16 protein-coding genes are annotated in these 22000 nt (G+C 41.5%); 10 read left to right on the forward strand and 6 right to left on the reverse strand.

Features of this window, described 5'->3' with window-relative positions; genetic code table 11:
* Positions 1-2: 2 nt before the first annotated feature.
* The 8 genes from GSQ84_RS00065 (at position 3) to GSQ84_RS00100 (ending at position 10288) form a co-directional block, all read left to right on the forward strand.
* Complete coding sequence (locus GSQ84_RS00065) at positions 3-1211, forward strand: FtsW/RodA/SpoVE family cell cycle protein (RefSeq protein WP_174238618.1); 1209 nt, start codon at positions 3-5, stop codon at positions 1209-1211.
* Positions 1212-1221: 10 nt separating this feature from the next.
* Positions 1222-2334 (forward strand): undecaprenyldiphospho-muramoylpentapeptide beta-N-acetylglucosaminyltransferase, encoded by a 1113-nt coding sequence (gene murG, locus GSQ84_RS00070; protein ID WP_158795209.1) that lies wholly within the window; start codon positions 1222-1224, stop codon positions 2332-2334.
* Between the two features lies 1 nt (position 2335).
* A complete protein-coding gene (gene murC, locus GSQ84_RS00075) occupies positions 2336-3691 on the forward strand; it encodes a UDP-N-acetylmuramate--L-alanine ligase (RefSeq protein ID WP_158795210.1) in 1356 nt (451 codons plus the stop codon).
* A complete protein-coding gene (locus GSQ84_RS27985; RefSeq protein WP_254070750.1) occupies positions 3684-5267 on the forward strand; it encodes a cell division protein FtsQ/DivIB in 1584 nt (527 codons plus the stop codon). The genes murC and GSQ84_RS27985 overlap by 8 nt, the downstream gene beginning before the upstream one ends.
* A 48-nt stretch (positions 5268-5315) precedes the next feature.
* Complete coding sequence (ftsA, locus tag GSQ84_RS00085) at positions 5316-6677, forward strand: cell division protein FtsA (protein WP_158795211.1); 1362 nt, start codon at positions 5316-5318, stop codon at positions 6675-6677.
* A gap of 129 nt (positions 6678-6806) precedes the next feature.
* Entirely contained in the window at positions 6807-8444 is a 1638-nt protein-coding gene (ftsZ, locus tag GSQ84_RS00090) for a cell division protein FtsZ (RefSeq protein ID WP_158795212.1), read from the forward strand.
* 161 nt (positions 8445-8605) lie between these two features.
* Positions 8606-9847: an aminotransferase class I/II-fold pyridoxal phosphate-dependent enzyme gene (locus GSQ84_RS00095; RefSeq protein ID WP_158795213.1), complete on the forward strand. Its 1242-nt coding sequence runs from the start codon at positions 8606-8608 to the stop codon at positions 9845-9847.
* Positions 9848-10111: 264 nt separating this feature from the next.
* Positions 10112-10288: a histone H1 gene (locus GSQ84_RS00100; RefSeq protein WP_158795214.1), complete on the forward strand. Its 177-nt coding sequence runs from the start codon at positions 10112-10114 to the stop codon at positions 10286-10288.
* A 57-nt stretch (positions 10289-10345) separates the two neighbouring features.
* Here GSQ84_RS00100 and dapA read toward each other — a convergent pair whose 3' ends face one another.
* Genes dapA through GSQ84_RS00115 form a run of 3 tightly spaced genes read right to left on the reverse strand, consistent with a single transcriptional unit; the run spans position 10346 to position 13963 of the window.
* A complete protein-coding gene (gene dapA / locus GSQ84_RS00105) occupies positions 10346-11227 on the reverse strand; it encodes a 4-hydroxy-tetrahydrodipicolinate synthase (protein ID WP_158795215.1) in 882 nt (293 codons plus the stop codon).
* 9 nt (positions 11228-11236) lie between these two features.
* Complete coding sequence (gene ligA / locus GSQ84_RS00110; protein ID WP_158795216.1) at positions 11237-13249, reverse strand: NAD-dependent DNA ligase LigA; 2013 nt, start codon at positions 13247-13249, stop codon at positions 11237-11239.
* Between the two features lie 27 nt (positions 13250-13276).
* Complete coding sequence (locus GSQ84_RS00115) at positions 13277-13963, reverse strand: hypothetical protein (RefSeq protein ID WP_158795217.1); 687 nt, start codon at positions 13961-13963, stop codon at positions 13277-13279.
* Between the two features lie 61 nt (positions 13964-14024).
* Between GSQ84_RS00115 and tyrS the strand changes: the two genes are divergently transcribed.
* Positions 14025-15311, forward strand: coding sequence for a tyrosine--tRNA ligase (tyrS, locus tag GSQ84_RS00120; RefSeq protein ID WP_158795218.1), 1287 nt, complete (start codon positions 14025-14027; stop codon positions 15309-15311).
* Positions 15312-15378: 67 nt separating this feature from the next.
* On the opposite strand, the gene GSQ84_RS00125 is transcribed toward tyrS, so the two are convergent.
* Genes GSQ84_RS00125 through GSQ84_RS00135 form a run of 3 tightly spaced genes read right to left on the reverse strand, consistent with a single transcriptional unit; the run spans position 15379 to position 19177 of the window.
* Positions 15379-16362, reverse strand: a complete 984-nt coding sequence (locus GSQ84_RS00125; RefSeq protein WP_216848831.1) for an acyl transferase — start codon at positions 16360-16362, stop codon at positions 15379-15381.
* A 16-nt stretch (positions 16363-16378) separates the two neighbouring features.
* The gene (locus tag GSQ84_RS00130; RefSeq protein ID WP_158795219.1) at positions 16379-16735 is read right to left on the reverse strand and encodes a hypothetical protein; all 357 of its coding nucleotides are present in this window, start codon (positions 16733-16735) and stop codon (positions 16379-16381) included.
* Between the two features lie 3 nt (positions 16736-16738).
* Positions 16739-19177, reverse strand: coding sequence for a penicillin acylase family protein (locus GSQ84_RS00135; protein ID WP_158795220.1), 2439 nt, complete (start codon positions 19175-19177; stop codon positions 16739-16741).
* A 334-nt stretch (positions 19178-19511) separates the two neighbouring features.
* Between GSQ84_RS00135 and GSQ84_RS00140 the strand changes: the two genes are divergently transcribed.
* Positions 19512-21974 (forward strand): glycoside hydrolase family 31 protein, encoded by a 2463-nt coding sequence (locus GSQ84_RS00140; RefSeq protein ID WP_158795221.1) that lies wholly within the window; start codon positions 19512-19514, stop codon positions 21972-21974.
* Positions 21975-22000 lie beyond the last annotated feature (26 nt).

Below are 22000 nucleotides of genomic sequence, written 5' to 3' on the forward strand. Positions count from 1 at the left end.
ATATGGGTGCGATACAGACGCTTTTAGAGAAAACAAAAGGAGACCGCTGGATATGGCTGATCATTATCCTGCTTTCTTTAATTTCTATTCTTGCGGTTTATAGTGCAACAGGTACGCTGGCATTTAAACAGGGCAAGACCGTAGAGAAACTATTGCTGACAAAACATTTGATTTTTGTGGTGATGGGGATTGGTATGATCTATATTGCGCATTTACTGGATTACAAATATTACGCGGGGATCTCAAAGATCCTGATGATTATTACCATCCCGCTATTGTTTTATACACTGATATTCGGGGCCAGTTTGAATGATGCGTCGCGCTGGGTGAAGATCCCGATCATTGGTTTAACGTTTCAGACCTCAGATTTAGCCAAGCTTTCGCTCATTACTTTCCTGGCAAGGATGCTGACTAAAAAACAGGAGAATATAAAGGACGTGAAAACTTCATTTATCCCCATAATGGGTTCTGTTTGTATCGTGTTTGTACTGATTGCGCTGGCGAATTTATCTACTGCACTCATGCTTTTTGGCGTGAGTATTTTGCTTTTAATTATCGGCAGGATTAGTATTAAGCAGATCATGATTGTTTGTGCAGGGGGATTTGTATTGCTGATGTTCGTGTTTTTCCTCGGCCCGAGGAGAGAGACCTATAAATCGCGTATTGCTTCCTTTATGCACCCGGAATTGCAGCATTCGGATAAAACCTTTCAGGCAGATCAGTCGAAGATTGCCCTGGCATCAGGCGGTTTTTTTGGGAAAGGCCCGGGAAATAGTACACAACGTAATTTCCTGCCTCACCCTTATTCCGATTTTATCTTTGCGATCATCGTTGAAGAGTACGGCTTGTTCGGGGCTATGATCATTATTGTATTATATCTGGTATTACTTTACCGATGCGTAAGAATTGTCACGCAGGCCCCCAAGGCATTTGGGGCGTTGCTTGCAGCAGGGTTAAGTTTTAGTTTAACCATACAGGCTTTTGCCAACATGGCTGTAGCCGTTGGTTTAGGGCCTGTAACAGGTGTTCCTTTGCCACTGGTGAGCATGGGAGGTACATCAATGATATTTACCAGCATCGCTTTTGGGATCATCCTGAGTGTAAGCAGGGATGTAGAAGAAAATGGGAAGAAACTAACTGGAGATGGCATCAATAAACCAGATAATGTAAATAATAAAGTGATTGTTGGTGAGTTGCCGGCAATGGCATAAACAAAATAAAATGAGCGCAACAAGAGTAATCATTTCAGGAGGCGGGACTGGCGGGCATATTTTTCCGGCCATAGCGATAGCTAATGCGCTTAAGCGTATGGAACCCGGCTGCGAAATATTATTCGTTGGGGCGGCAGGCAGAATGGAAATGGAAAAGGTTCCGGCTGCAGGATATAAAATTGTAGGGTTAAATATCAGTGGCATTCAGCGCGGTTCGATTTTGAAAAACCTGGTGTTGCCTTTTAAACTGGTGGATAGTGTAAGAAAGGCTTTGAAGCTGATCTCAGATTTTAAACCTGATGTAGTAGTTGGTGTGGGTGGTTATGCATCCGGACCGATATTATTTGCTGCTTCATGGAAAAATGTGCCTTACCTAATACAGGAACAAAATTCTTACGCAGGGATCACCAATAAACGACTGGGTAAAAATGCATCAAAGATCTGTGTGGCTTTTGATGGCATGGACGCTTTCTTTCCTGCGGATAAGATCCTGAAAACAGGGAATCCCGTGCGCAAGGAGGTAGTGGATATTTACAATAAACATTTCCATGGTTCAGAACTGTTGAAGCTGGACCCATTGAAGAAGATCATCCTGGTAACGGGAGGTAGTTTAGGCGCCGGAACACTGAATAAAAGTATAGAGAAACATCTGCAGGATTTTATTGATCAGGATGTTCAATTAATTTGGCAGACAGGTAAGTATTATTATAAAGGAATTATAGAACGTTTAGGCAAGGATTTTCATCCGAATATCAGGGTGCTGGAATTTTTAAACCAGATGGACCTGGCCTATGCGGCGGCTGATGTAATTATTTCAAGAGCTGGTGCGGGTACCATTGCAGAGCTTTGCCTGATTAAAAAGCCGGTTATCCTAGTGCCTTCCCCAAATGTTGCGGAAGATCATCAGACAAAAAATGCATTGGCACTGGTGAAAAGGGATGCGGCGATCATGATCAATGACCGGTCTGCGGAGGATACATTGGTAAAAGAAGCATTAAACTTATTAAATGATAAGGTACGCTGTGAAAAGCTGTCCGAAAATATAGGAAAGATGGCATTGCCTGAGGCGGATGACCTGATTGCCAATGAGGTTTTTAAATTAGCTGGAAAAAGAATCATTTAACATGGAACTGGAATTAATCAAACGCGTTTATTTTGTTGGTGCCGGTGGCATCGGGATGAGTGCGCTTGCGCGTTATTTTAAAAAACGCGGTTGCCAGGTTAGCGGTTATGATAAAACCCGGACGATATTAACTACTGCTTTGGAGCAGGAAGGAATTGAGATTACTTATACTGATGATGTAGCTTCTTTAAGTGAGGAGTTCCTGGTAAAAGGAAATGAATCACTGATTGTTTATACGCCTGCGATCCCTAAAAATTCAGCTTTGCTAAATTATTTCAGGGATAATGGATTTGATCTGCAAAAGCGCTCGCAGGTATTGGGCATCATCAGTAAAGGACAGTTTTGTATTGCTGTGGCAGGTACACATGGTAAAACTACAACTTCCTCGATTATTGCACATATTTTAACCGATAGCGGTTTTGGATGTACTGCCTTTTTAGGTGGTATTGCTACGAATTACCAGAGTAATTTTTTGCTGGGCGATAATCATGTGGTGGTGGTAGAAGCGGATGAATATGATCGTTCCTTTTTAACGCTGCACCCGGATATTGCAGTGATCACTTCTATGGATGCAGACCACCTGGATATCTATGGCGATGCTTCCGCATTGGAAGAGTCGTTCCATTTGTTTGCCGAACAGCTGAAAGAAAACGGCACCTTGTTTATCAAACAGGGTTTATCTGTAAAAGGAGGGATTACCTATGGCTCTGGAGCAGGTGCAACAGTGCAGGCGGTAAATATCAGGGTTGAAAATGGTGATTTCGTTTTCGATTATACAGACGGTGATTTTGCCATACAGGGATTGAGACTGACGTTGCCGGGCAAACATAATGTTGAAAATGCTACCGTTGCAATAGCAGCAGCTTTTCAGCTGGGCATAACTCCTGAAAAAGTAAAATCCGCAATTGCCAGTTTTAAAGGCGTAAAGAGGCGTTTTGAATATATCGTTCGTAATGAACAGCATATTTATATTGATGATTATGCGCATCATCCGGAAGAATTGCGTGCCTGCTTTGATGCGGTAAGACAATTGTATCCTGAAAAGAAAATGACGGTTATTTTTCAGCCGCATTTATTTAGCCGCACGCGCGATTTTGCAGATGATTTTGCAGCCGTATTGAGCAGTGTGGATGAATTACTGCTGCTGGATATTTATCCGGCGAGGGAATTACCGATGGAGGGAATTACCTCTGAATTTTTATTAAACAAGATTACCCTGTCTGAAAGCAGGGTATACACTAAGGAAGAAGCCCTGGTTTATATAGCAGGAGAACAACCGGAACTACTGGTTACTGTAGGAGCCGGTGATATAGATACTTTAATTCAACCGTTAAAAAATATATTGGACAATGCTTAAGAGGATCAACTGGAAATCAGTTTTTAAGTGTTTTGCCTGGCTGTTTTGCCTGGGCGGAATAGTTACCCTCATGAGCTTTGTGAATATAAAAAAACGCACAGTTAATTGTACCAATATTAAGATCATGATCCCCGGGGCTGATAATTTTATTGAAAGGGAAGAAATTGATGCGATTCTGAAACAAAATGAAGGCCAGCTGATTGGAAGAAAACTGGAAGGGATTAACCTGCATGGGATAGAAGATAAAATTAAAACCAATCCTTATATCGCCATGGCTACAATTTATGCCGATATGGATGGGGTGATCCACATAGATATTAGTCAGCGCCAGCCATTGATGAGAATTATTAATGTGACCGGACAGGATTTTTATATTGACCGTAACGGGTTGAAAATGCCTGTTTCACCAAATTTCACCGCGAATGTACTGGTGGCCAATGGCAAGATTCCAGAGCACTTTAATGGCAAGGTTGATACACTGACCACTAAGATGGCGGCCGATTTATATAAGACTGCAAAGTTTTTGAAAAAAGATAGCTTATGGGACGCACAAATTGAACAGTTGTTTGTTAATGATAAAGATGATATAGAATTGATCCCCAGGGTAGGCAACCAGCGTATCATTTTGGGGAATGCAGATTCATTGGAAGTAAAAATGGGAAATCTTCGTATTTTCTACAAGCAGGCTATGCCTCAAGTTGGCTGGGATACCTATAAAACAATTAACATAAAATATACCAATCAGGTGATTTGTGAGCGAAGCAAGCCTGATTCCTTACATCATACTTCTGTTGCAGGACATGCGGCCTTTAAACCGACTGTGGCTACGGAGAAAAAGGTGATGGATTCAATTGTGAAAGCTGAAATAGCCTCTGAATTGAAGAATAATCCTCAGGAAGATACAGAAATAGAAACAGTACCGGAGAACAAAACCAGTTCTCCGGTGGTAAAACCTGTGCATAAAGATGTAGTTGTTCCGGTACACAAACCGGAGATTAAAGTTGTACATAAGCCGGACGTTAAAATTGTACATCAACCTGAAATTAAAACCGTGCACAAGCCAGAGGTGAAAGCTACACATTTGCCTGAAGTGAAGTTGGTACATCAACCTGCAGCAAAACCCGCACATCAGCCGGAGGCAAAAAAAGAGGTAAATAAGCCGGTCGTGAAACCCTGGCATAAGCCGGCTGAAAAGAAAACGGCTGCTGTAGAAGAAAAGAAAGAAATACCGGAGAAGAAGAAAAGGCCATTAGAAAAAAGATCCGCGTTAGGTGATGAAGTGCCGGTGAAGAAACCGGAGAATAAGGCTCCGTTGAACAAACCGGAAAATAAGGCCCCTGTGAACAAACCCGGAGTTAAGGCAACGGTAAAGAAACCTGAAATCAAAACAACGGAAAAGAAAACAGACGTTAAAACGACGGCGAAAAAGACAGAAAGTAAAACACCTGGTAAGAAAACAACGAAGTTCCCGGAAATCAGATGGCTGAAGCCGGAACCCAAAAAAGTGGTTAAGCCAAAGGCGGTTAAACCAAAAGCAGCGCAGCCAAAGATGGTGAACCTGCATGATGATAATTGAGATACCAAGAAAAACAAATAGTATATAATTCGACAAAAAGATATAGTTATGGGCAAAGAAAAATCTACCGTTCAATCACCAATAGTAGTTGGGTTAGATATCGGTACCACTAAAATCTGTGTGATAGTTGGTCGCAGAACACAGCATGGAAAAATAGAGGTGTTAGGTATTGGTAAGGCCGAATCTGCGGGCGTAACCCGTGGCGTGGTATCTAACATTCAAAAAACAGTACAGGGTATTTCTCAGGCGGTGGAATTGGCAAGCGGCCAGTCTAATGTAGAGGTGCGTGTAGTAAATGTTGGTATTGCCGGTCAGCATATCAAAAGTTTGCAGCACCGTGGAATCCTGACCAGAAGGGAGCTGAACAACGAGATCAGCAAAAAAGACCTGGATAAGTTAATTGATGATATGTTCAAACTGGTTATGCCCCCGGGAGAAGAGATCATCCATGTACTGCCGCAGGAATTTACAGTAGATAACGAGCCAGGCGTAAAAGACCCTATAGGTATGGCTGGTGTTCGTCTGGAAGCGAATTTTCATATTATTTCAGGACAGGTAACTGCTGTGAAAAACATCATGAGATGCGTAACCAATGCTGGTTTACAGACTCAGGAACTAATTTTGGAGCCATTGGCTTCTTCAGAATCTGTTTTAAGTGAAGAGGAAAAAGAAGCAGGTATCGCTTTGGTAGATATAGGTGGTGGTACTACTGATATCGCTATTTTTCATGAAGGAATTATCCGTCATACAGCGGTGATCCCATTTGGTGGAAATAGTGTAACTGAAGATATCCGTGAGGGTTGTTCAGTGATGAGAAACCAGGCGGAACTGTTAAAAACACGTTTCGGCTCTGCCTTAGCGGAAGAGAATAAAGAAAATGAGATTATTTGTGTTCCGGGCCTTCGCGGCAGGGAGCCTAAGGAGATTTCTGTTAAAAACTTAGCTTATGTGATCCAGGCCCGTATGGAAGAAATCATTGAGCATGTTTATTACGAGATCAAATCTTCAGGTTATGAGAAAAAACTGATCGGTGGTGTAGTAATTACTGGTGGTGGAGCGTTATTAAAACATCTCTCTCAGCTGGTAGAGTATGTAACAGGTTTAGATTGTCGTGTAGGGTACCCAAACGAGCATTTATCTAAATATGAAGATATGCCTAAGACCATTTACGACGATTTGAAAAGTCCGATGTATGCAACCAGTGTAGGCCTGCTGATCAAAGGGATTCAAAAAGCCGAAGAATTGATTGAAGAACTGAAACAGCCGGGAATCTTTGTCGAAAAACCCGCTGCTGTTAAAGATAAAGCGAAAAGAAGCGGTGGTGGATTATTTGATAAATTATTGGCAAAGACCAAAGATTTTATCAAGGATGACATGAACGTGAGTGATGAGGATTATATTAAGCCGTAATATTTTTCCACAAAACACGACTTTTCCACATTATAAACAGTTGTGGATAACTAGTGTGGAAAAAGTGTTAATATTACAAGGAGTGATGAACAGGTAAAACCAATTTTTAAGTAACTGATTCATAAATATATGTATTTTGAAATGTTAAAAGATAAGTCATCAATCATCAAGGTAATTGGTGTTGGTGGCGGTGGTGGTAATGCGGTTAACCATATGTACCGTCAGGGAATAGCAGGTGTGGACTTTATAATTTGTAACACTGATGCGCAGGCATTGGAGTTTAGTCCTATCCCTAATAAAGTGCAGTTAGGCGCAAGTTTAACCGAAGGAATGGGTGCAGGCTCAATTCCTGAAGTTGGAAAAAATTCGGCTATAGAAAATATAGACGATATCAAAGCGATGCTGGGCAGTACCACAAAAATGCTGTTTATTACTGCCGGAATGGGTGGTGGTACCGGTACAGGTGCGAGTCCGATCATTGCCCAGGCAGCGAAAGAACTTGACATTTTAACGGTAGCCATTATCACAACGCCTTTCTCTTTTGAAGGAAAGAGACGTAAGATGCAGGCTGAAGATGGGCTGGATGAGCTGAAAAAATATGTTGATTCATACCTGGTTATTTCTAATGACAGGTTACGTGAGATATTTGGTAACCTTACTTTAGGTTCTGCTTTTGCACAGGCCGATGATATTTTGACCACTGCCGCAAAAGGCATTGCAGAGATCATCACTGTACCTGGTTATATCAACGTGGATTTTAAGGATGTGCGTACGGTAATGAAAGACAGCGGTGTATCTATCATGGGTAGTTTTGCCTGTGAAGGGGAGAACAGGGCTTTGAATGCTGTTGAAGGTGCATTGGCTTCTCCACTGCTGAAAGATAATGAAATTGAAGGTGCAAGATATATATTGCTGAACATCAGTTCTGGTTTACGTGAAGTAACAATGGATGAGGTTGCTATCATTACTGATTATATTCAGGACAAAGCAGGTTTATCTGCAGATCTGATCTGGGGAAACTGTATTGATGAAAACCTGGGTGATAAATTATCGGTAACGATTATTGCAACAGGCTTCCAGACTACAGAGCAGCGTGCACAGGATAAAAAGAACGTAAAGAAAATTTCTTTGCTTACTCCTGAAGAAGCACCGCTGATCAAACCTGTTGAACCTGTAAATTCTTTTATCGAGCCAAAAGCAACCAGCTATTCTGCTGAGCCAACGATGAAGCTGAAAGAGGATATCAAACAATCCGACCTTTTTGGCGACCTGTACGGTAACAATAAAGGCCGTAAGACTGAAGAGCCGGAGAACGGCGTGATCAGACATACTTTGGTAGAAGAAGAAACTCCTTCTGTTGAAAGTAAACAGGAAGCAGCTATAGATTTTGAATTAAAGGTATCTGAAACTGATTTTGTTTTTGAAACACCTAAATCTAATTATAATGAGCCTCCGGTACAGGCTTACCAGGAAGAAGTGGCAGAACCGGGACTGGATGACGATAAAAGCGACGAATCTATTGAAGATCAGTTGAAGAAATCGAAAGAAAGGATCATGAGGTTAAAAGATCTGAGCATGAAGTTGCGTACTACCAATGGATTACAAGAGCTGGAAAATGAGCCTGCTTACAAACGTAAGCAAATGCAATTGCAGCAGGTACCGCATTCTTCTGAGTCGCAGGTGTCGAGATTTACCCTGAGTAATGATGAAGATGGTACAACTGAAATCAGACCTAACAATTCATTTCTACACGATAACGTTGATTAACTGTCAATATATTTGCAAAAAAAGCCTTAGCGAAATATTTGCTAAGGCTTTTTTTGCAAAAAATACGTTTTAAGAATGATTACGGTCAGTTATTTGACCTTGTATTTGAGCCTTAGAAAGCTTAAATTTGCCCGGATAATAAAAAACTAAATACGAATAAATTGGATATTTTTGAAAAGATAGCAAAACATATGGGGCCGTTGGGCCAGCACCAAAAATGGTCTCATGGATATTTTTCTTTCCCAAAATTGGAAGGATCTATTGCTCCGCATATGAATTTTCGGGGTAAAGAGCATTTGGTTTGGAGTTTGAATAATTATTTAGGTTTGGCTAATCACCCGGAAGTAAGGAAAGCAGATGAGCAGGGAGCTGCAGATTTTGGAATGGCCTATCCAATGGGAGCCAGAATGATGTCTGGAAATTCCAAATACCATGAGCAACTGGAACAGGAACTGGCAGAATTTGTGGGAAAGCCGGATGCGTTTCTGCTGAATTTTGGTTATCAGGGTATGGTTTCTATCATAGACTGCCTGGTAGACAGAAATGATGTAGTGGTATATGACGGTGAATCTCATGCCTGCATTATCGATGGACTGCGTTTGCATTTAGGCAAACGTTTTGTTTATAAACACAATGATATAGAAAGTGCACGCAAGCAGCTCGAACGAGCTACTAATCTGGTGAAACAAACCGGTGGCGGGATTCTGGTAATTACTGAAGGTGTTTTTGGTATGTCTGGTGCACAGGGAAAAATAAAAGAGATCATCGATCTGAAAAAAGAATTTAATTTCCGCTTGTTAATCGATGATGCACATGGATTTGGTACAATGGGTAAAACCGGTGCCGGAACACATGAGGAACAGGATAGCATTGAGGGGGTAGATATCTATTTTGCAACCTTTGCAAAGTCGATGGCGGGTATAGGTGCTTTTGTTGCTTCAACAAAAGAAATAACGAACTTCTTCCGCTATAACATGCGTTCTCAGACTTTTGCCAAGGCGTTGCCAATGCCAATGGTGATTGGATTGCTAAAGCGCTTAGAGCTGCTTAAAAACAATCCTGAATTAAGAGAGAAATTATGGAACATTGCTATGATCCTTCAAAAAGGATTAAGGGCACGCGGGTTTGATTTGGGCATAACCAATACGATGGTTACGCCGGTATTCCTGAAAGGGGAGTTACAGCAGGCAACAGCGTTGACGATGGACCTTCGTGAAAACTATGGTATATTTTGTTCAATTGTACTTTATCCGGTTATTCCGAAAGGCTTAATCGAACTGAGGCTGATCCCAACTGCATTACATACTGTTGAAGATGTGGAGCGTACACTGGAAGCTTTTAGCGAAGTGGCAGAAAAATTGAAAAGCGGTTATTATGATGACAACAAATTTACTCCTCAATAGGTAAACCTCTTACCCAATTAAAAAGGCCGTTTAAACATCTTTAAACGGCCTTTTTAATTTTTTATGTATTTTTATCTTTCTTAAAATCAAGAAGATAGCTTTATTTTTGGCCATAATTTGTGAATAACCTTCGTTTTTGTGGAAAAAAACAATGTTTTATCATTTTTAATTCTTATACGAAATTTTCATTTATTAGATTAAAGCACTTACATTAGTAATAGAGTATTAATTTAACCCTAACAATTAACCAAAGGTAAATTTGAGATGAAAAAATTTGATGACTTAAAGAAGCTTGTAACTTCATTAGAAGCTGATGTAGACAAGTTTTACAACAAGGCCAACAGTGCTGCCGGAACGCGGGTCCGTAAAGGAATGCAGGATCTTAAAAACATAGCTCAGTCTATTCGTTTAGAAGTCCAGGAAGCCAAGAACAAAGTTTAAACTACGTTCCTGGCTTACGTGTGTAAAGCGCCCCGGTTAATACCCAGGGCGCTTATTTTATTTAATGATCTGCTCTATCTGGGCAATGATTTGCTGGCTTAAACCTGCTGATGCAGGTACCAGAGGTAAACGAACCTGGTCGCCACAAACTCCAAAATACTTTAGCGCTGCTTTTACGCCTGCGGGATTGCCTTCGGCAAAGATCAGGCGGGTAAATTCGATCAGCTGTAAGTGAATCTTTTGAGCGGCTTTAAAATCACCTTTTAAGCATAACCTGATCATATCAGAGAATTGCAGGGGTAAAGCATTTCCTACTACAGATATAATACCCACAGCTCCCAATGAGATCATAGGCAAGGCTACAGGGTCATCACCTGAGATCAGCATAAAATCTTCTGGTTTATCTCTCATGATCTGGTTAAACTGATCAAAACTCCCCGAAGCTTCTTTCGTTCCGATGATGTTTTTGAAATCCGTTGCCAATCGGCAGGTGGTTTCTGCACTTACATTACTGGCCGTACGGCCAGGTACATTATACAACAATACAGACAAATCTGTAGACTCACTGATTGCTTTGTAATGCTGATATATCCCTTCCTGGGTAGGTTTATTATAATAAGGGCTGGCAGAAAGGATGGCATCATAACCTTCACTTTCAAAACCTTTGATATGTTCTATTACTTCTGCTGTATTGTTACTGGCGATACCAGCAACGAGTGGCAACCTGCCGTTATTTATTTCTGCTGTATAGGCCCAGATCTTCTTCTTTTCTTCCTTGTTTAGTGTTGCCGACTCTCCTGTGGTACCCAATGATACCAGGTATTCTACTTTTCCGTCGATCTGGTAGTTGATCAGTTTTTTTAAACTGTCGTAATCTACCGATCCATCTGCGTTAAATGGTGTAACCAGCGCTACACCTGTTCCATGGAATTTGTTCATTTCTTTTTTTTATTTCAACATCACTAATAAGTCTTCCGCCGAGATCAGCGGAATATCTAATTTTTGGGCTTTCTCTAATTTTGATGGACCCATATTATCGCCGGCAAGGAGATAATTCAGTTTAGCGGAGATACTGCTTATAATTTTTCCGCCATTGTTTTCTATCATTTCTTTCAGTTCTTCCCTGCTATAGTTTTCAAAAACTCCCGAAATTACGAATGTTTTTCCAGTTAATTTGTCACTTTCCAGTGTAATCACTGTATCCTCTGCTTCAAATTGTAATCCATAGGATTTCAGCAGGTTAATTTGATCTAAATGTGCAGGGTGACCGAAGTATTCTATAATGCTTTCTGCGATACGGCCGCCGATCTCATCTATAACCGTTAATTCCTCAGCGGTAGCCTCCATTAACCGATCTATATTTTTGGTTCCTATAGCTAATTTTCTAGCTACGGTTTCCCCTACATAACGAATACCTAATCCAAAGAGTACCTTTTCAAAGGGCATCTGTTTTGACAATTCAATGCCTTTAAGCATGTTTTCAATAGAACGCTCACCAAAGCGGTCTATATTTTTCAGCTCTTCGGCATTATCTTTCAGGGTGTATAGATCACTGATGTGTTTCACCAGGCCTTTCTGGTAAAAAGATTCGATGGTTTCGTCTCCCAATCCGTCAATATTCATCGCCTTGCGGGAGATGAAATGCTGGATCTTACCTACGATCTGCGGGGGGCAAGCCTCATCATTAGGGCAGTAAAAAGCCACTTCGCCCTCTTTGCGGATTAAAGTGGTTCCGCATTCAGGGCAGGTTGTAGGATAGATCACGCGTTCTGCATCTGGTTTTCTCTTTTCCACATTGACATTGATGATCTTTGGAATGATCTCTCCGCCTTTTTCCACAAACACACTATCGCCCACATGGAGGTCCAGCCGCTCAATTTCATTCGCATTATGCAGTGTAGCCCGTTTAACTGTAGTTCCGGCCAGCTGTACTGGTTTTAAGTTTGCAACAGGAGTAACCGCACCGGTACGGCCAACCTGGTAGCTTACCCTTTCCAGGATCGTTTCTACTTCTTCCGCTTTGTATTTGTAGGAGATTGCCCAGCGCGGTGATTTAGCTGTAAAGCCCAATTCCTGCTGCTGGCTGATACTGTTTACTTTGATCACGATCCCATCGATGTCATAACTGAGCTTAAAGCGCTGCTGCTCCCAGTGGTGGATAAAATCCAGCACTTCATCTATGCTATTGCTCAGTTTGGTATGTTCAGAAGTATGAAATCCCCAGGATTTTAATGCCTGCAGGCTTTCATAGTGTGTTTTAAAATATTCTTTTTCTGTATTCAAAGAGTAGAAAAAAGCATCCAATGGTCTTTTTGCCACTTCTTTTGGATCCTGCATTTTTATGGTACCCGAAGCAAAATTGCGGGGGTTGGCATAAGCCACTTCACCTATATCTTCTTTTTCTTTGTTCAGTTTTTCAAAAGCGGCCCTGTGCATAAAGATCTCGCCCCTGATTTCAAAAAGAGGAGGGGTATTAGCCTTTTTAAGATGGTGAGGGATATTGCTGATGGTTTTCACATTGGAAGTCACGTCATCACCTTTAGTGCCGTCCCCGCGGGTAACAGCCCTTGCCAGCTGGTTGTTCTCATAACTCAGGCTGATAGATAAACCATCAAATTTTAATTCACATACATATTCAAAATTATCGCCAATAGACTTTTTGATCCGTTCATCAAAATCACGGAGGTCTTGTTCATTATAGGTATTGCCCAAAGAAAGCATTGGCCATCTGTGCTTAACAGTGACAAAATTCTTTGTGATGTCGCCTCCAACTTTAAGCGTAGGCGAATCCGGATCGGCAAAGTCAGGATGTTCTTTCTCAAGTTTGCTTAATTCTTCGAGTTTTTTGTCAAACTCATAATCGGCAATGGTAGGCATGGCCAGCACGTAATAGTTATAACTGTGCTGGTTGAGTTCGGCAACCAATGCATCCATAGTGTCCTTAACAGATAATTGTGACATAAAGCGAAGGTAATAAATCGGCTGATCTTAGAAGTTATTTTTATTGAGTTCCCTGTTGATCTGATCAAAGATGTGCAGGTAATTGTGCTGCAGCTGCTTCTTAAATTGTTCCAGTTGTTCGTTCAGCAGTTCCTTTTGCGATTCAGTGAAGGGTTCCGACCATAAACGCATACAGATCCTGTTCAGCGAATAGGTAATATTCTCCATCTTTTCATAACTGAAAACATAACGACTGGAGATGAAACTACCCAGGAATAGGTCAAACCGGGGCTGATCAGGCAGTTTTGCCAGTCTCAAAAATCCACTGAGCGAAGGCGAATTTGCCTGGCCCAGCTGGTGGTAAAAATGATCTGCGTTAACCTCGTCTTGGGTTAACAGTAAATGATCAAGTACCAGCTCTAATGCAATATGTGCTAAAAAGAAGGGTTTTACCGGGCCAATATGCAGGACAGGCAGAATGAGCTGTTTTAAAATAGCTGTCTGCTCCTTGAAAAAATCGGAGTTGTGGAACAGGCGGTCTACTTCCAAATGCCTTTTCCAGCCGGTCAATATCGAGTCGTACTCAGGTACATCGCGGTACAGGTACTCATCTTTTTGCGGATTAAGGTTCCATTCCTTGTTCGCATTTTTAATGAGATCGGGCAATACTACGCCCATTACGATATAGTCGTTAGGGTTTTGGCGCTCGAAATAAAAATGGGAAAGGAAGTTCATCGCTCTAAAAGTAGAAATTTTTTAACAAGGCTTTTCTTATCTTTGCCAAAATTATAGAATAATGACCAATTTTGTTGATGAATTAAGATGGAGAGGCATGTTACACGATATCATGCCCAATGCAGAGGATAAATTAAATGAAGGCATGTGCTCCGGATATATTGGCTTTGATCCTACCGCAGACTCTCTACATGTTGGTCACCTTACTCAGATCATGACGTTAATCCACTTTCAGCGTGCAGGGCATAAGCCTTTTGCATTGGTGGGCGGTGCTACCGGAATGGTTGGCGATCCTTCGGGGAAATCTGCCGAACGGAATTTATTGAATGATGAAACGCTGGCGGTTAACCTGACAGGCATAGAAAAACAGTTAAGGCAGTTCTTAAATTTCAGTAATGAAGGGAATGGAGCCGTGATGGTGAATAACTTCGACTGGTTTAAAAATTTCAGCTTTCTGGATTTCATCAGGGATGTAGGTAAACACATCACGGTGAATTATATGATGGCAAAAGACAGTGTCAAAAAACGCCTTGAAGGCGAAACGGGCATGTCCTTTACCGAATTTAGCTATCAGCTGGTGCAGGGATATGATTTCTACTATTTGTGGAAAAACCATAATTGCAGCATACAGATGGGCGGATCAGATCAGTGGGGAAATATTGTTACCGGAACAGAACTGATCAGGAGAAAAGATGCCGGAACAGCTTATGGCATGACTACGCAGCTAATCAAAAAATCTGATGGTACTAAGTTTGGAAAAACAGAAAGCGGTGCGATCTGGCTGAACCCTGAAAAAACATCTCCCTATAAGTTTTACCAATTCTGGCTGAATGCTACAGATGCTGATGCCAAAATATGGATACGCATTTTTACTTTACTGGGTAAGGAAGAACTGGAGAAACTGGAAGAAGAGCATGATGCAGCACCACATTTAAGAATTTTACAGAAAGCACTGGCTACAGATATCACCATCAGAACACACTCTGAAGAAGCATTGGAAACTGCTTTGAAAACCTCTGAGTTTTTATTTGGCAACGGCGCACTGTCCTTTCTGGAAACTTTAAGCCATGAGCATGTGCTGGAAATTTTTGAAGGCGTTGGACAGTTTCCTGTAAGCCGTGCGGAATTGGGCGAAGGCATTGATATTGCTACTTTACTGGCAGAAAAAACCACCGTATTTCCTTCTAAAGGAGAGGTGAAGAAAACAATTCAGGGCGGCGGATTAAGCATTAACAAAGAGAAGGTGACTGAAATTGGTACAATTTATAACACTAGTAACCTGATCAGTGATAAATATATTATTGTACAAAAAGGTAAAAAGAACTATTTCCTGCTGATTGCAGAATAAGATATTTTGATTCGGCTGTTCCTGATGCAGGGACAGCCGGGTTTGAATTTTTCTACCTGCTCCGGATTTATTGTACGAGAAGATTACATCCCCTGATATCGGCATTGTCGAACCTTCCCAGTACTTCAAAAGATCCGCCCGGTAATAAGCGTCCAAGATCCTGTGTAGCGATGAATGAACAGGAATTGATATTGGCCAGATCAATTACATTGATTCCTCCTGTTTGATGAGAATTGAGTAAGGTTAACGGATCGTTTGTATCTCTTAACACGATCTTCATCCAGTTTGGACAATCAAAAACGCCTTCCCCTAAAGAATAAGCCTGTGAGAGCAGTTCTGTCATTCCATATTCGCTATGAATGGCATCTACGCCAAAGCCGCTTTTCAGTACCTGATGAAGTTCCTCTCTTACCATTTCTTTTCTTTTCCCTTTCATGCCGCCTGTTTCCATGACAATAAGTTCGGGGAAATTTAGCTGGTGTTTTTCCAGGAAATCGAGCAGTGCATAAGTCACGCCGATCAGTATTGTTTTCTGCCCTGCTTTTTTCAGGGCCATCAATTTATGATATAACTCTTCATGGTTATGCAGGAAATAACCGCTGTCCGGGTGTTTACTCTGTTTTAACAATGCATCTACCATGTAAATGAGTGATGAACCATCCCTTTCCAGGTAAGATGGCAGTAATGCCAGCAGGCAGGTGTCTTCTATTTTGCCGTAGAAATGTTCAAAAGCAAGATTAAAACTGTCGTCATACACTTTCAGATCGGTTACAAAATGGCGGCTTTGCACCATTCCTGTAGTGCCGGAACTGCTAAAGATGATTTCTTCTGTATCCGTATTGCTTACAATACGATGGGTTTTGAAAAAGCTAATCGGCAGATAAGGAATTTTATCTACTTCATTTATCCCCGCAGAATCTATATTCAGATGATTGATAAACTGCTGATAGGGCTCGCAATTTGCTGCCTGATGTTTAAATATAGCCAGTGCAGTTTCATTGAACTGCTCTTCGTTGCGGATAGAAAAAATGGAAGGAATTGAAATTTTCACACTGCAAAAATACAAATTAATGTTTAGGCATTGGTTTATTTAACAGCACTGCTTTTCTAAATTGATAACCGCAATAGCCACAAATGGCTGCGGTGAGACCACCCAGTATGCTGGAAATAACCAGGATTAACCACCATATATTTAAGCCAAACATTACTGCAATACGTGAAACAAGGATATTGTGGTTGGGCAGGCTTTTGAATAAGGCCATAGTTGTCCATAATACAACGATGGCAAAGAAAGGATGCCAGAAAGAGACTTTTCCGGTTTTCCCCACCAGGCCACAGGTGACAAATGAAATGATCACGATCACCCACCAGGGTAAAACCAGCTGCAATACAAAAGATGCGAACAGTATAATAAGAAAAACCATAGGTTACTTTTCTGAAATTGTTAGGTTAGAAATGACTTTAGCTCTTGTATCGGCAGGAGAGGACATCAGGTAGAGATCATATAATTTACCGCTAGCCCAGGTATCGATCATATTATCATAAAAAGGGCTTCCCGGGTTACCCGATTCACCACCGGGAAATACACCGTGACCTTTTGGTTTTTTACCCAGTTCAATCACCATTCTCCATGAGGGGCCATTGGCTTCACTTAGCGCATCAATTGTTCCTTTTGCACCACCTATCATTAAGGTTTTGGAACCCATTCCCGGGATATTGGCCAGGTGCGGGACATGTGTTTGTTTCACATTTGCCCATTGCCAGTCTTTACCAATAGGGCCATATTTTTTTTCCAGGCTGTCGCAGGTATATTTCAGCGATTCATTTACCAGATCATTCAGTGTTTCTTTTGCAGGCGTATTCACGTTGTCAAACCATTTGGAATCTGGGTCTTTTAAGATCAGCTCAACAGTACGGTCTTGTGACGGATAACGCATAGGGACAGCTGCAATGGTAAAATCATCATTCCATATGTCATAAAACAGGCGTTTGGTCCACAGGTCAAAAATACTGGCGCCAATAGCCTTGGCAAAGAAAGATTTGTTCCATTTGGTAACCAGGCGCAATGCTTCTCTTTGTGTAGCATTTAACTGACCGGTATTTACCCTGGAAATCAGTGCTGGCAGTACATCCTGTGCTAAAATGCTGTATGAATCACTTTGCATGAGCCTGATGCTGTCTGCCGTAGCATTTTTCATCACCTTCAATTTGTCGTTGATCCTTTTGCCCCTGGTGTAGGTGCCGAACTCCCAGTTGATGTAATAAGGATAAGTTTGGTCGGTAGATGATTGGTTGGCCGAGCTGACGAAGTTACGCGGCGGATTTTTTACTGTAGGGTTTTGTGATGGAGGTATCCATCCCTGCCAGTCATTTTTTGGATCTGCACCATCCAGAATGAATTTCCCCTGGTCTTTCCATTTTAGCGGAAACTTTCCATTTGCTGTAATGGCGATATCATTATCCGCCGAAGCGAAAATAAAATTCTGTGCCGGAGCGGTATAGTAAACCAGTGCTTTCCGGTAATCGTTATAATTTTTTCCCCTGTTAAGGTAGTAAAAGGTCATCAGTTCATTGGAACGTTCATGGGCTATCCATCGCAGGGCATCGCCTGTTGGCACATTTGCTGCCATGGACAGTTTTTTGGGCTTTTGGAAGTAGACTACAGGGCCATGGTGGGTATAAATTACCGTATCCGATTCATCGCGTGAGCCTCTTATTTTGATCGTTTCCAGTCGGGCGGAAGTATTTTTCCACTGGTTGTTATACCAATACTGCTTGTGGGTACTGTCCTTGAACCTGATCTGGTAAAAATCCAGCACATCTGCAGCGACATTGGTTACACCCCAGGCAATATGTTCATTGAAGCCTATGATGATACCCGGTGCACCGGGCAGGGAAACTCCATAAGCGTTTAATCCAGGGGCATTTAGTTGTATCTGGTACCAGATAGACGGCAGTGTCAAATTCAAATGCGGGTCGTTGGCCAGAATAGGATAACCGGATAAAGTTTTAGCACCGGATATGGCCCAGTTGTTACTGCCTATTCCATCTTCCAGTTGTTTAGGCTGCACTTTGCCTGTTGTCATTTCGGTAAAAGAAACAGGTGTTTGAGGTATGGGCAGTGGTTTGAAATTCCATTGGGTGCCAACAGGGATGATAGGTTCTTCCCTGAAAGGATAATCAGGAAACAGGTTACTGGTAATTTCGGGACCAAATTTCTTCAGGATATTGGTCATGTAAAATTCATCAGATCCCATGGCCAATACAGCAGACATCTGCTTCAATAACAGGGCACATTTAATGGGCGTCCATTCTTCAGGGCTAAAATCAAGCAATTTATATTCTAAAGGAAATTCTGATCTGGAGAGAGAATGAATGTAAGCATTGATACCGTCAGTATAAGCCATGATCATTTCTCTCGATTTTGGATCTGCCATCATTCCTTTGAGAGAGTTTTCTGCACCATAGACCATACCCATCCGGCGCTGGTACCTATCCAGTTCGACGGCTTTAGCGCCAACTACTTCAGAAAGCCTTCCTGCAGCATATAGTGTCTGAAAGTCCATTTGCCACAGGCGATGCATGGCGGTAACATAACCCTGCGCATAATATACATCATGATCATTTTTAGCAAATACATGCGGTATCATCCGGTCGTCAAAAACTACCTCTACCTTTTCATGCGTTCCTTTTAACACCAGGTTTCTGTTTTTTTGAATACTAACCTTTTCGGCATTTTGCCAAAATCCTGTAAATGGATTTAAGAATTTGAGGAGTGGAGGCAGGTTGCCAAATTTTGTATTTAACGCATATGCCAGTAATACAGGTATGATGACGCATATAAACGCTTTGAATTTGTTCCTCATGTGATAGTATTGTCTTTTTTCAGCGCTGGTACTTGTTTTTTTATTCTACGGCAATTTAAGATAAAAAGAAAAGATTACGAATCTTTGTCTGGATTTTAACAATCATTAACCAGCTTAATATAGCTAAAACTCTGCTCTTCATCAAATCTAATCACCAAAATGGGGGATTTAAAAATCTGAACGGAAAGGGCTGAAAGGGAGTTTTATAGCTAATCACATTATGCGTTAATGGAATTATAATCTGCATAAACCTTGTCATTTGGTATAATATTTAACACTTTAGATCTATCAATCAGATGATCTTAGTATATATCGACATTACAGCACCATTTTTATGGAAGAACAAGGGAACGAAATAAAGGACAACGAAAATATTAAAGAGATAGTAGAAGAAACTATTCAGCATTTAAACAACCCGGTACTTGATTTAAAACCGATTGTTAAAAAATATCTTACACAAGTACAAAGCGTAAAACAGGAGGGTAACCGGTTTTTCTTTTCGGATGGGGAAGCCCGGGTTGAAGTGAGGGTGGTGAGCGATGAAATTATCCGGGTCAGACTGGCACCACACGGTGTTTTTCTGGATGATTTTTCTTATGCTGTTCCGGTAGTGGATCAGAAAGTGAGTATCTTTCACATGGTAGAACTCGAGGATTTTTATACCATCGCTACGAATACGATCACCTGCAGAATCAGGAAAAGTGATTTCCAAGTATCTTTTACGGAAAACCTGACAGAAATAGTGATGAGCGAAGATGCATCTCCGATGCACTGGGAGGAAAATGCAGAATTTGGGGGTTATTATGTTTTTGCGACCAAAAAATGTTTCCCTGAGGAGAACTTCTTCGGATTGGGAGATAAGTCGGGCAATATGAACCTGCGCGGTCGTCATTTCCAGAACTGGAATACCGATGCTTATTCTTTTGCCTGGGATCAGGACCCTTTATACCGGACCATTCCTTTTTATACCGGCGTTCATCAGTCATCCGCTTACGGTATTTTCTTTGATAATACCTTTCGCTCTTATTTTGATTTTGGAAAGGAAGATAACGACAAAACCAGCTTCTGGGCAGATGGTGGTGAACTGCAATATTATTACATCCACGGCCCGCATATGATGGATGTAGTGAAACGTTACCAGTCGCTCACGGGTACACATCCTATGCCGCCTAAATGGGCCATAGGTTATCACCAATGCCGATGGAGTTATTATCCTGAAACCAAAGTAAAAGAGGTGGCCCATGGTTTCCGCTCTAACCAGATCCCTTGTGATGCGATCTATTTTGACATCGATTACATGGACGGTTACCGCTGTTTCACCTGGAACAAGAAGCATTTTCCTGATCCGCGTAAGATGATCAAAGAACTGGCCGATGACGGATTTAAAACGGTAGTAATGATTGATCCGGGAATTAAGGTAGATGATAATTACTGGGTATTCAAAGAAGGTAAAGAAAACAATTACTTCTGCAGAAGAAGTGATGATTATTTTATGGAGGGCCATGTTTGGCCTGGCCGGTGCCAGTTTCCGGATTTTACCAATCCTACAGTTCGTGAATGGTGGGGCGGTTTGTATAAAGAACTGGTAGATATGGGCGTTGCCGGTGTATGGAATGATATGAATGAGCCGGCAGTTTTTGGTGCAGGAACTTTCCCGAACGATGTACGTCATAATTATGATGGTTTTAGGGGTTCGCACCGTAAGGCGCATAATGTTTATGGGATGCAGATGGTGCGTTCTACTTATGACGGACTGAAAAAATTGATGCGCAACAAACGTCCATTTACCATCACCCGCGCCGGGTATGCCGGGATGCAGCGTTATGGCTGTGTATGGACGGGTGACAATGTAGCGAGCTGGGAACATTTAAAAATAGGAAATATACAATGCCAGCGGATGTCTGTTTCGGGTGTTCCATTCTGTGGAACTGATATTGGCGGTTTTAGCGGAGAGCCCGATGGAGAATTGTTTACGCGATGGATTCAGCTGGGAACATTTTCTCCGTTTATGCGTGCACACTCTGCCGGAGATACCATTGAAAGGGAGCCATGGAGTTTTGGAGAACCTTTTACCACTATCAACCGTAAGTTTATTGAGCTGAGGTACAGGCTGATGCCTTACCTGTATTCTGTATTCTGGGAACATCACCGTTATGGTTTTCCTATCCTCAGGCCGTTAGTAATGCTGGAACAGGAAAATGTAGCGAATCACTTCAGACAGGATGAATTTGCTTTCGGAGACAAGATATTGGTGTGTCCGATACTGGAACAGGGAGCTGTTTCGAGGACGGTTTATCTGCCCAAAGGACAATGGTATAATTTCTGGACACATGAATTGCTGGCCGGCGAAGCAGAACATTTGATTGATGCCCCACTGGAAGATATGCCAATATTTATCAGGGCAGGCTCTGTGATCCCGGAATATCCCGTGATGCAATATGTTGGGGAGAAAAATATAGATGAAGTTTTGTTAAATATCTATTACGCTAACTATGAGGTGAATTCGTTTTTATTTGAAGATCACGGAGATACTTTTGCTTACGAGCAGGATATCTATTCTGAGAAAAAGTTCATTGTAAAAGGAACAGATCAGCAGCTGCTGATACAGCAAAAACTGGAAGGCTTATATACACCAAACTACGAATGGTATAATTACCGATTAATTGGCATTCCTTTTGGAGTGAAGAAGGTTACCGTAGATGGTATGGAAATTAAAGACTATACGATAGATGACCATCATTCTTTACGTTTTAAATCCAACAAGAATTTTTCTGAAATACAAATACAGGGTGTCTGATGATCAGACCCTGTTTGCCTCTAGAA

This window comes from Pedobacter sp. L105 (assembly GCF_009765875.1).
Classification (GTDB): domain Bacteria; phylum Bacteroidota; class Bacteroidia; order Sphingobacteriales; family Sphingobacteriaceae; genus Pedobacter.

What these genes read in the sequence shown, in the direction of transcription:
- dapA (WP_158795215.1), bottom strand. Translation starts at nt 11,227, where the DNA reads ATGAACAAATTCCATGGAACAGGTGTAGCGCTGGTTACACCATTTAAC.
- GSQ84_RS00115 (WP_158795217.1), bottom strand. Translation starts at nt 13,963, where the DNA reads ATGAACTTCCTTTCCCATTTTTATTTCGAGCGCCAAAACCCTAACGAC.
- tyrS (WP_158795218.1), top strand. Translation starts at nt 14,025, where the DNA reads ATGACCAATTTTGTTGATGAATTAAGATGGAGAGGCATGTTACACGAT.
- ftsZ (WP_158795212.1), top strand. Translation starts at nt 6,807, where the DNA reads ATGTATTTTGAAATGTTAAAAGATAAGTCATCAATCATCAAGGTAATT.
- ligA (WP_158795216.1), bottom strand. Translation starts at nt 13,249, where the DNA reads ATGTCACAATTATCTGTTAAGGACACTATGGATGCATTGGTTGCCGAA.
- GSQ84_RS00140 (WP_158795221.1), top strand. Translation starts at nt 19,512, where the DNA reads ATGGAAGAACAAGGGAACGAAATAAAGGACAACGAAAATATTAAAGAG.
- GSQ84_RS00100 (WP_158795214.1), top strand. Translation starts at nt 10,112, where the DNA reads ATGAAAAAATTTGATGACTTAAAGAAGCTTGTAACTTCATTAGAAGCT.
- GSQ84_RS27985 (WP_254070750.1), top strand. Translation starts at nt 3,684, where the DNA reads ATGCTTAAGAGGATCAACTGGAAATCAGTTTTTAAGTGTTTTGCCTGG.
- murC (WP_158795210.1), top strand. Translation starts at nt 2,336, where the DNA reads ATGGAACTGGAATTAATCAAACGCGTTTATTTTGTTGGTGCCGGTGGC.
- ftsA (WP_158795211.1), top strand. Translation starts at nt 5,316, where the DNA reads ATGGGCAAAGAAAAATCTACCGTTCAATCACCAATAGTAGTTGGGTTA.
- GSQ84_RS00130 (WP_158795219.1), bottom strand. Translation starts at nt 16,735, where the DNA reads ATGGTTTTTCTTATTATACTGTTCGCATCTTTTGTATTGCAGCTGGTT.
- GSQ84_RS00135 (WP_158795220.1), bottom strand. Translation starts at nt 19,177, where the DNA reads ATGAGGAACAAATTCAAAGCGTTTATATGCGTCATCATACCTGTATTA.
- GSQ84_RS00065 (WP_174238618.1), top strand. Translation starts at nt 3, where the DNA reads ATGGGTGCGATACAGACGCTTTTAGAGAAAACAAAAGGAGACCGCTGG.
- murG (WP_158795209.1), top strand. Translation starts at nt 1,222, where the DNA reads ATGAGCGCAACAAGAGTAATCATTTCAGGAGGCGGGACTGGCGGGCAT.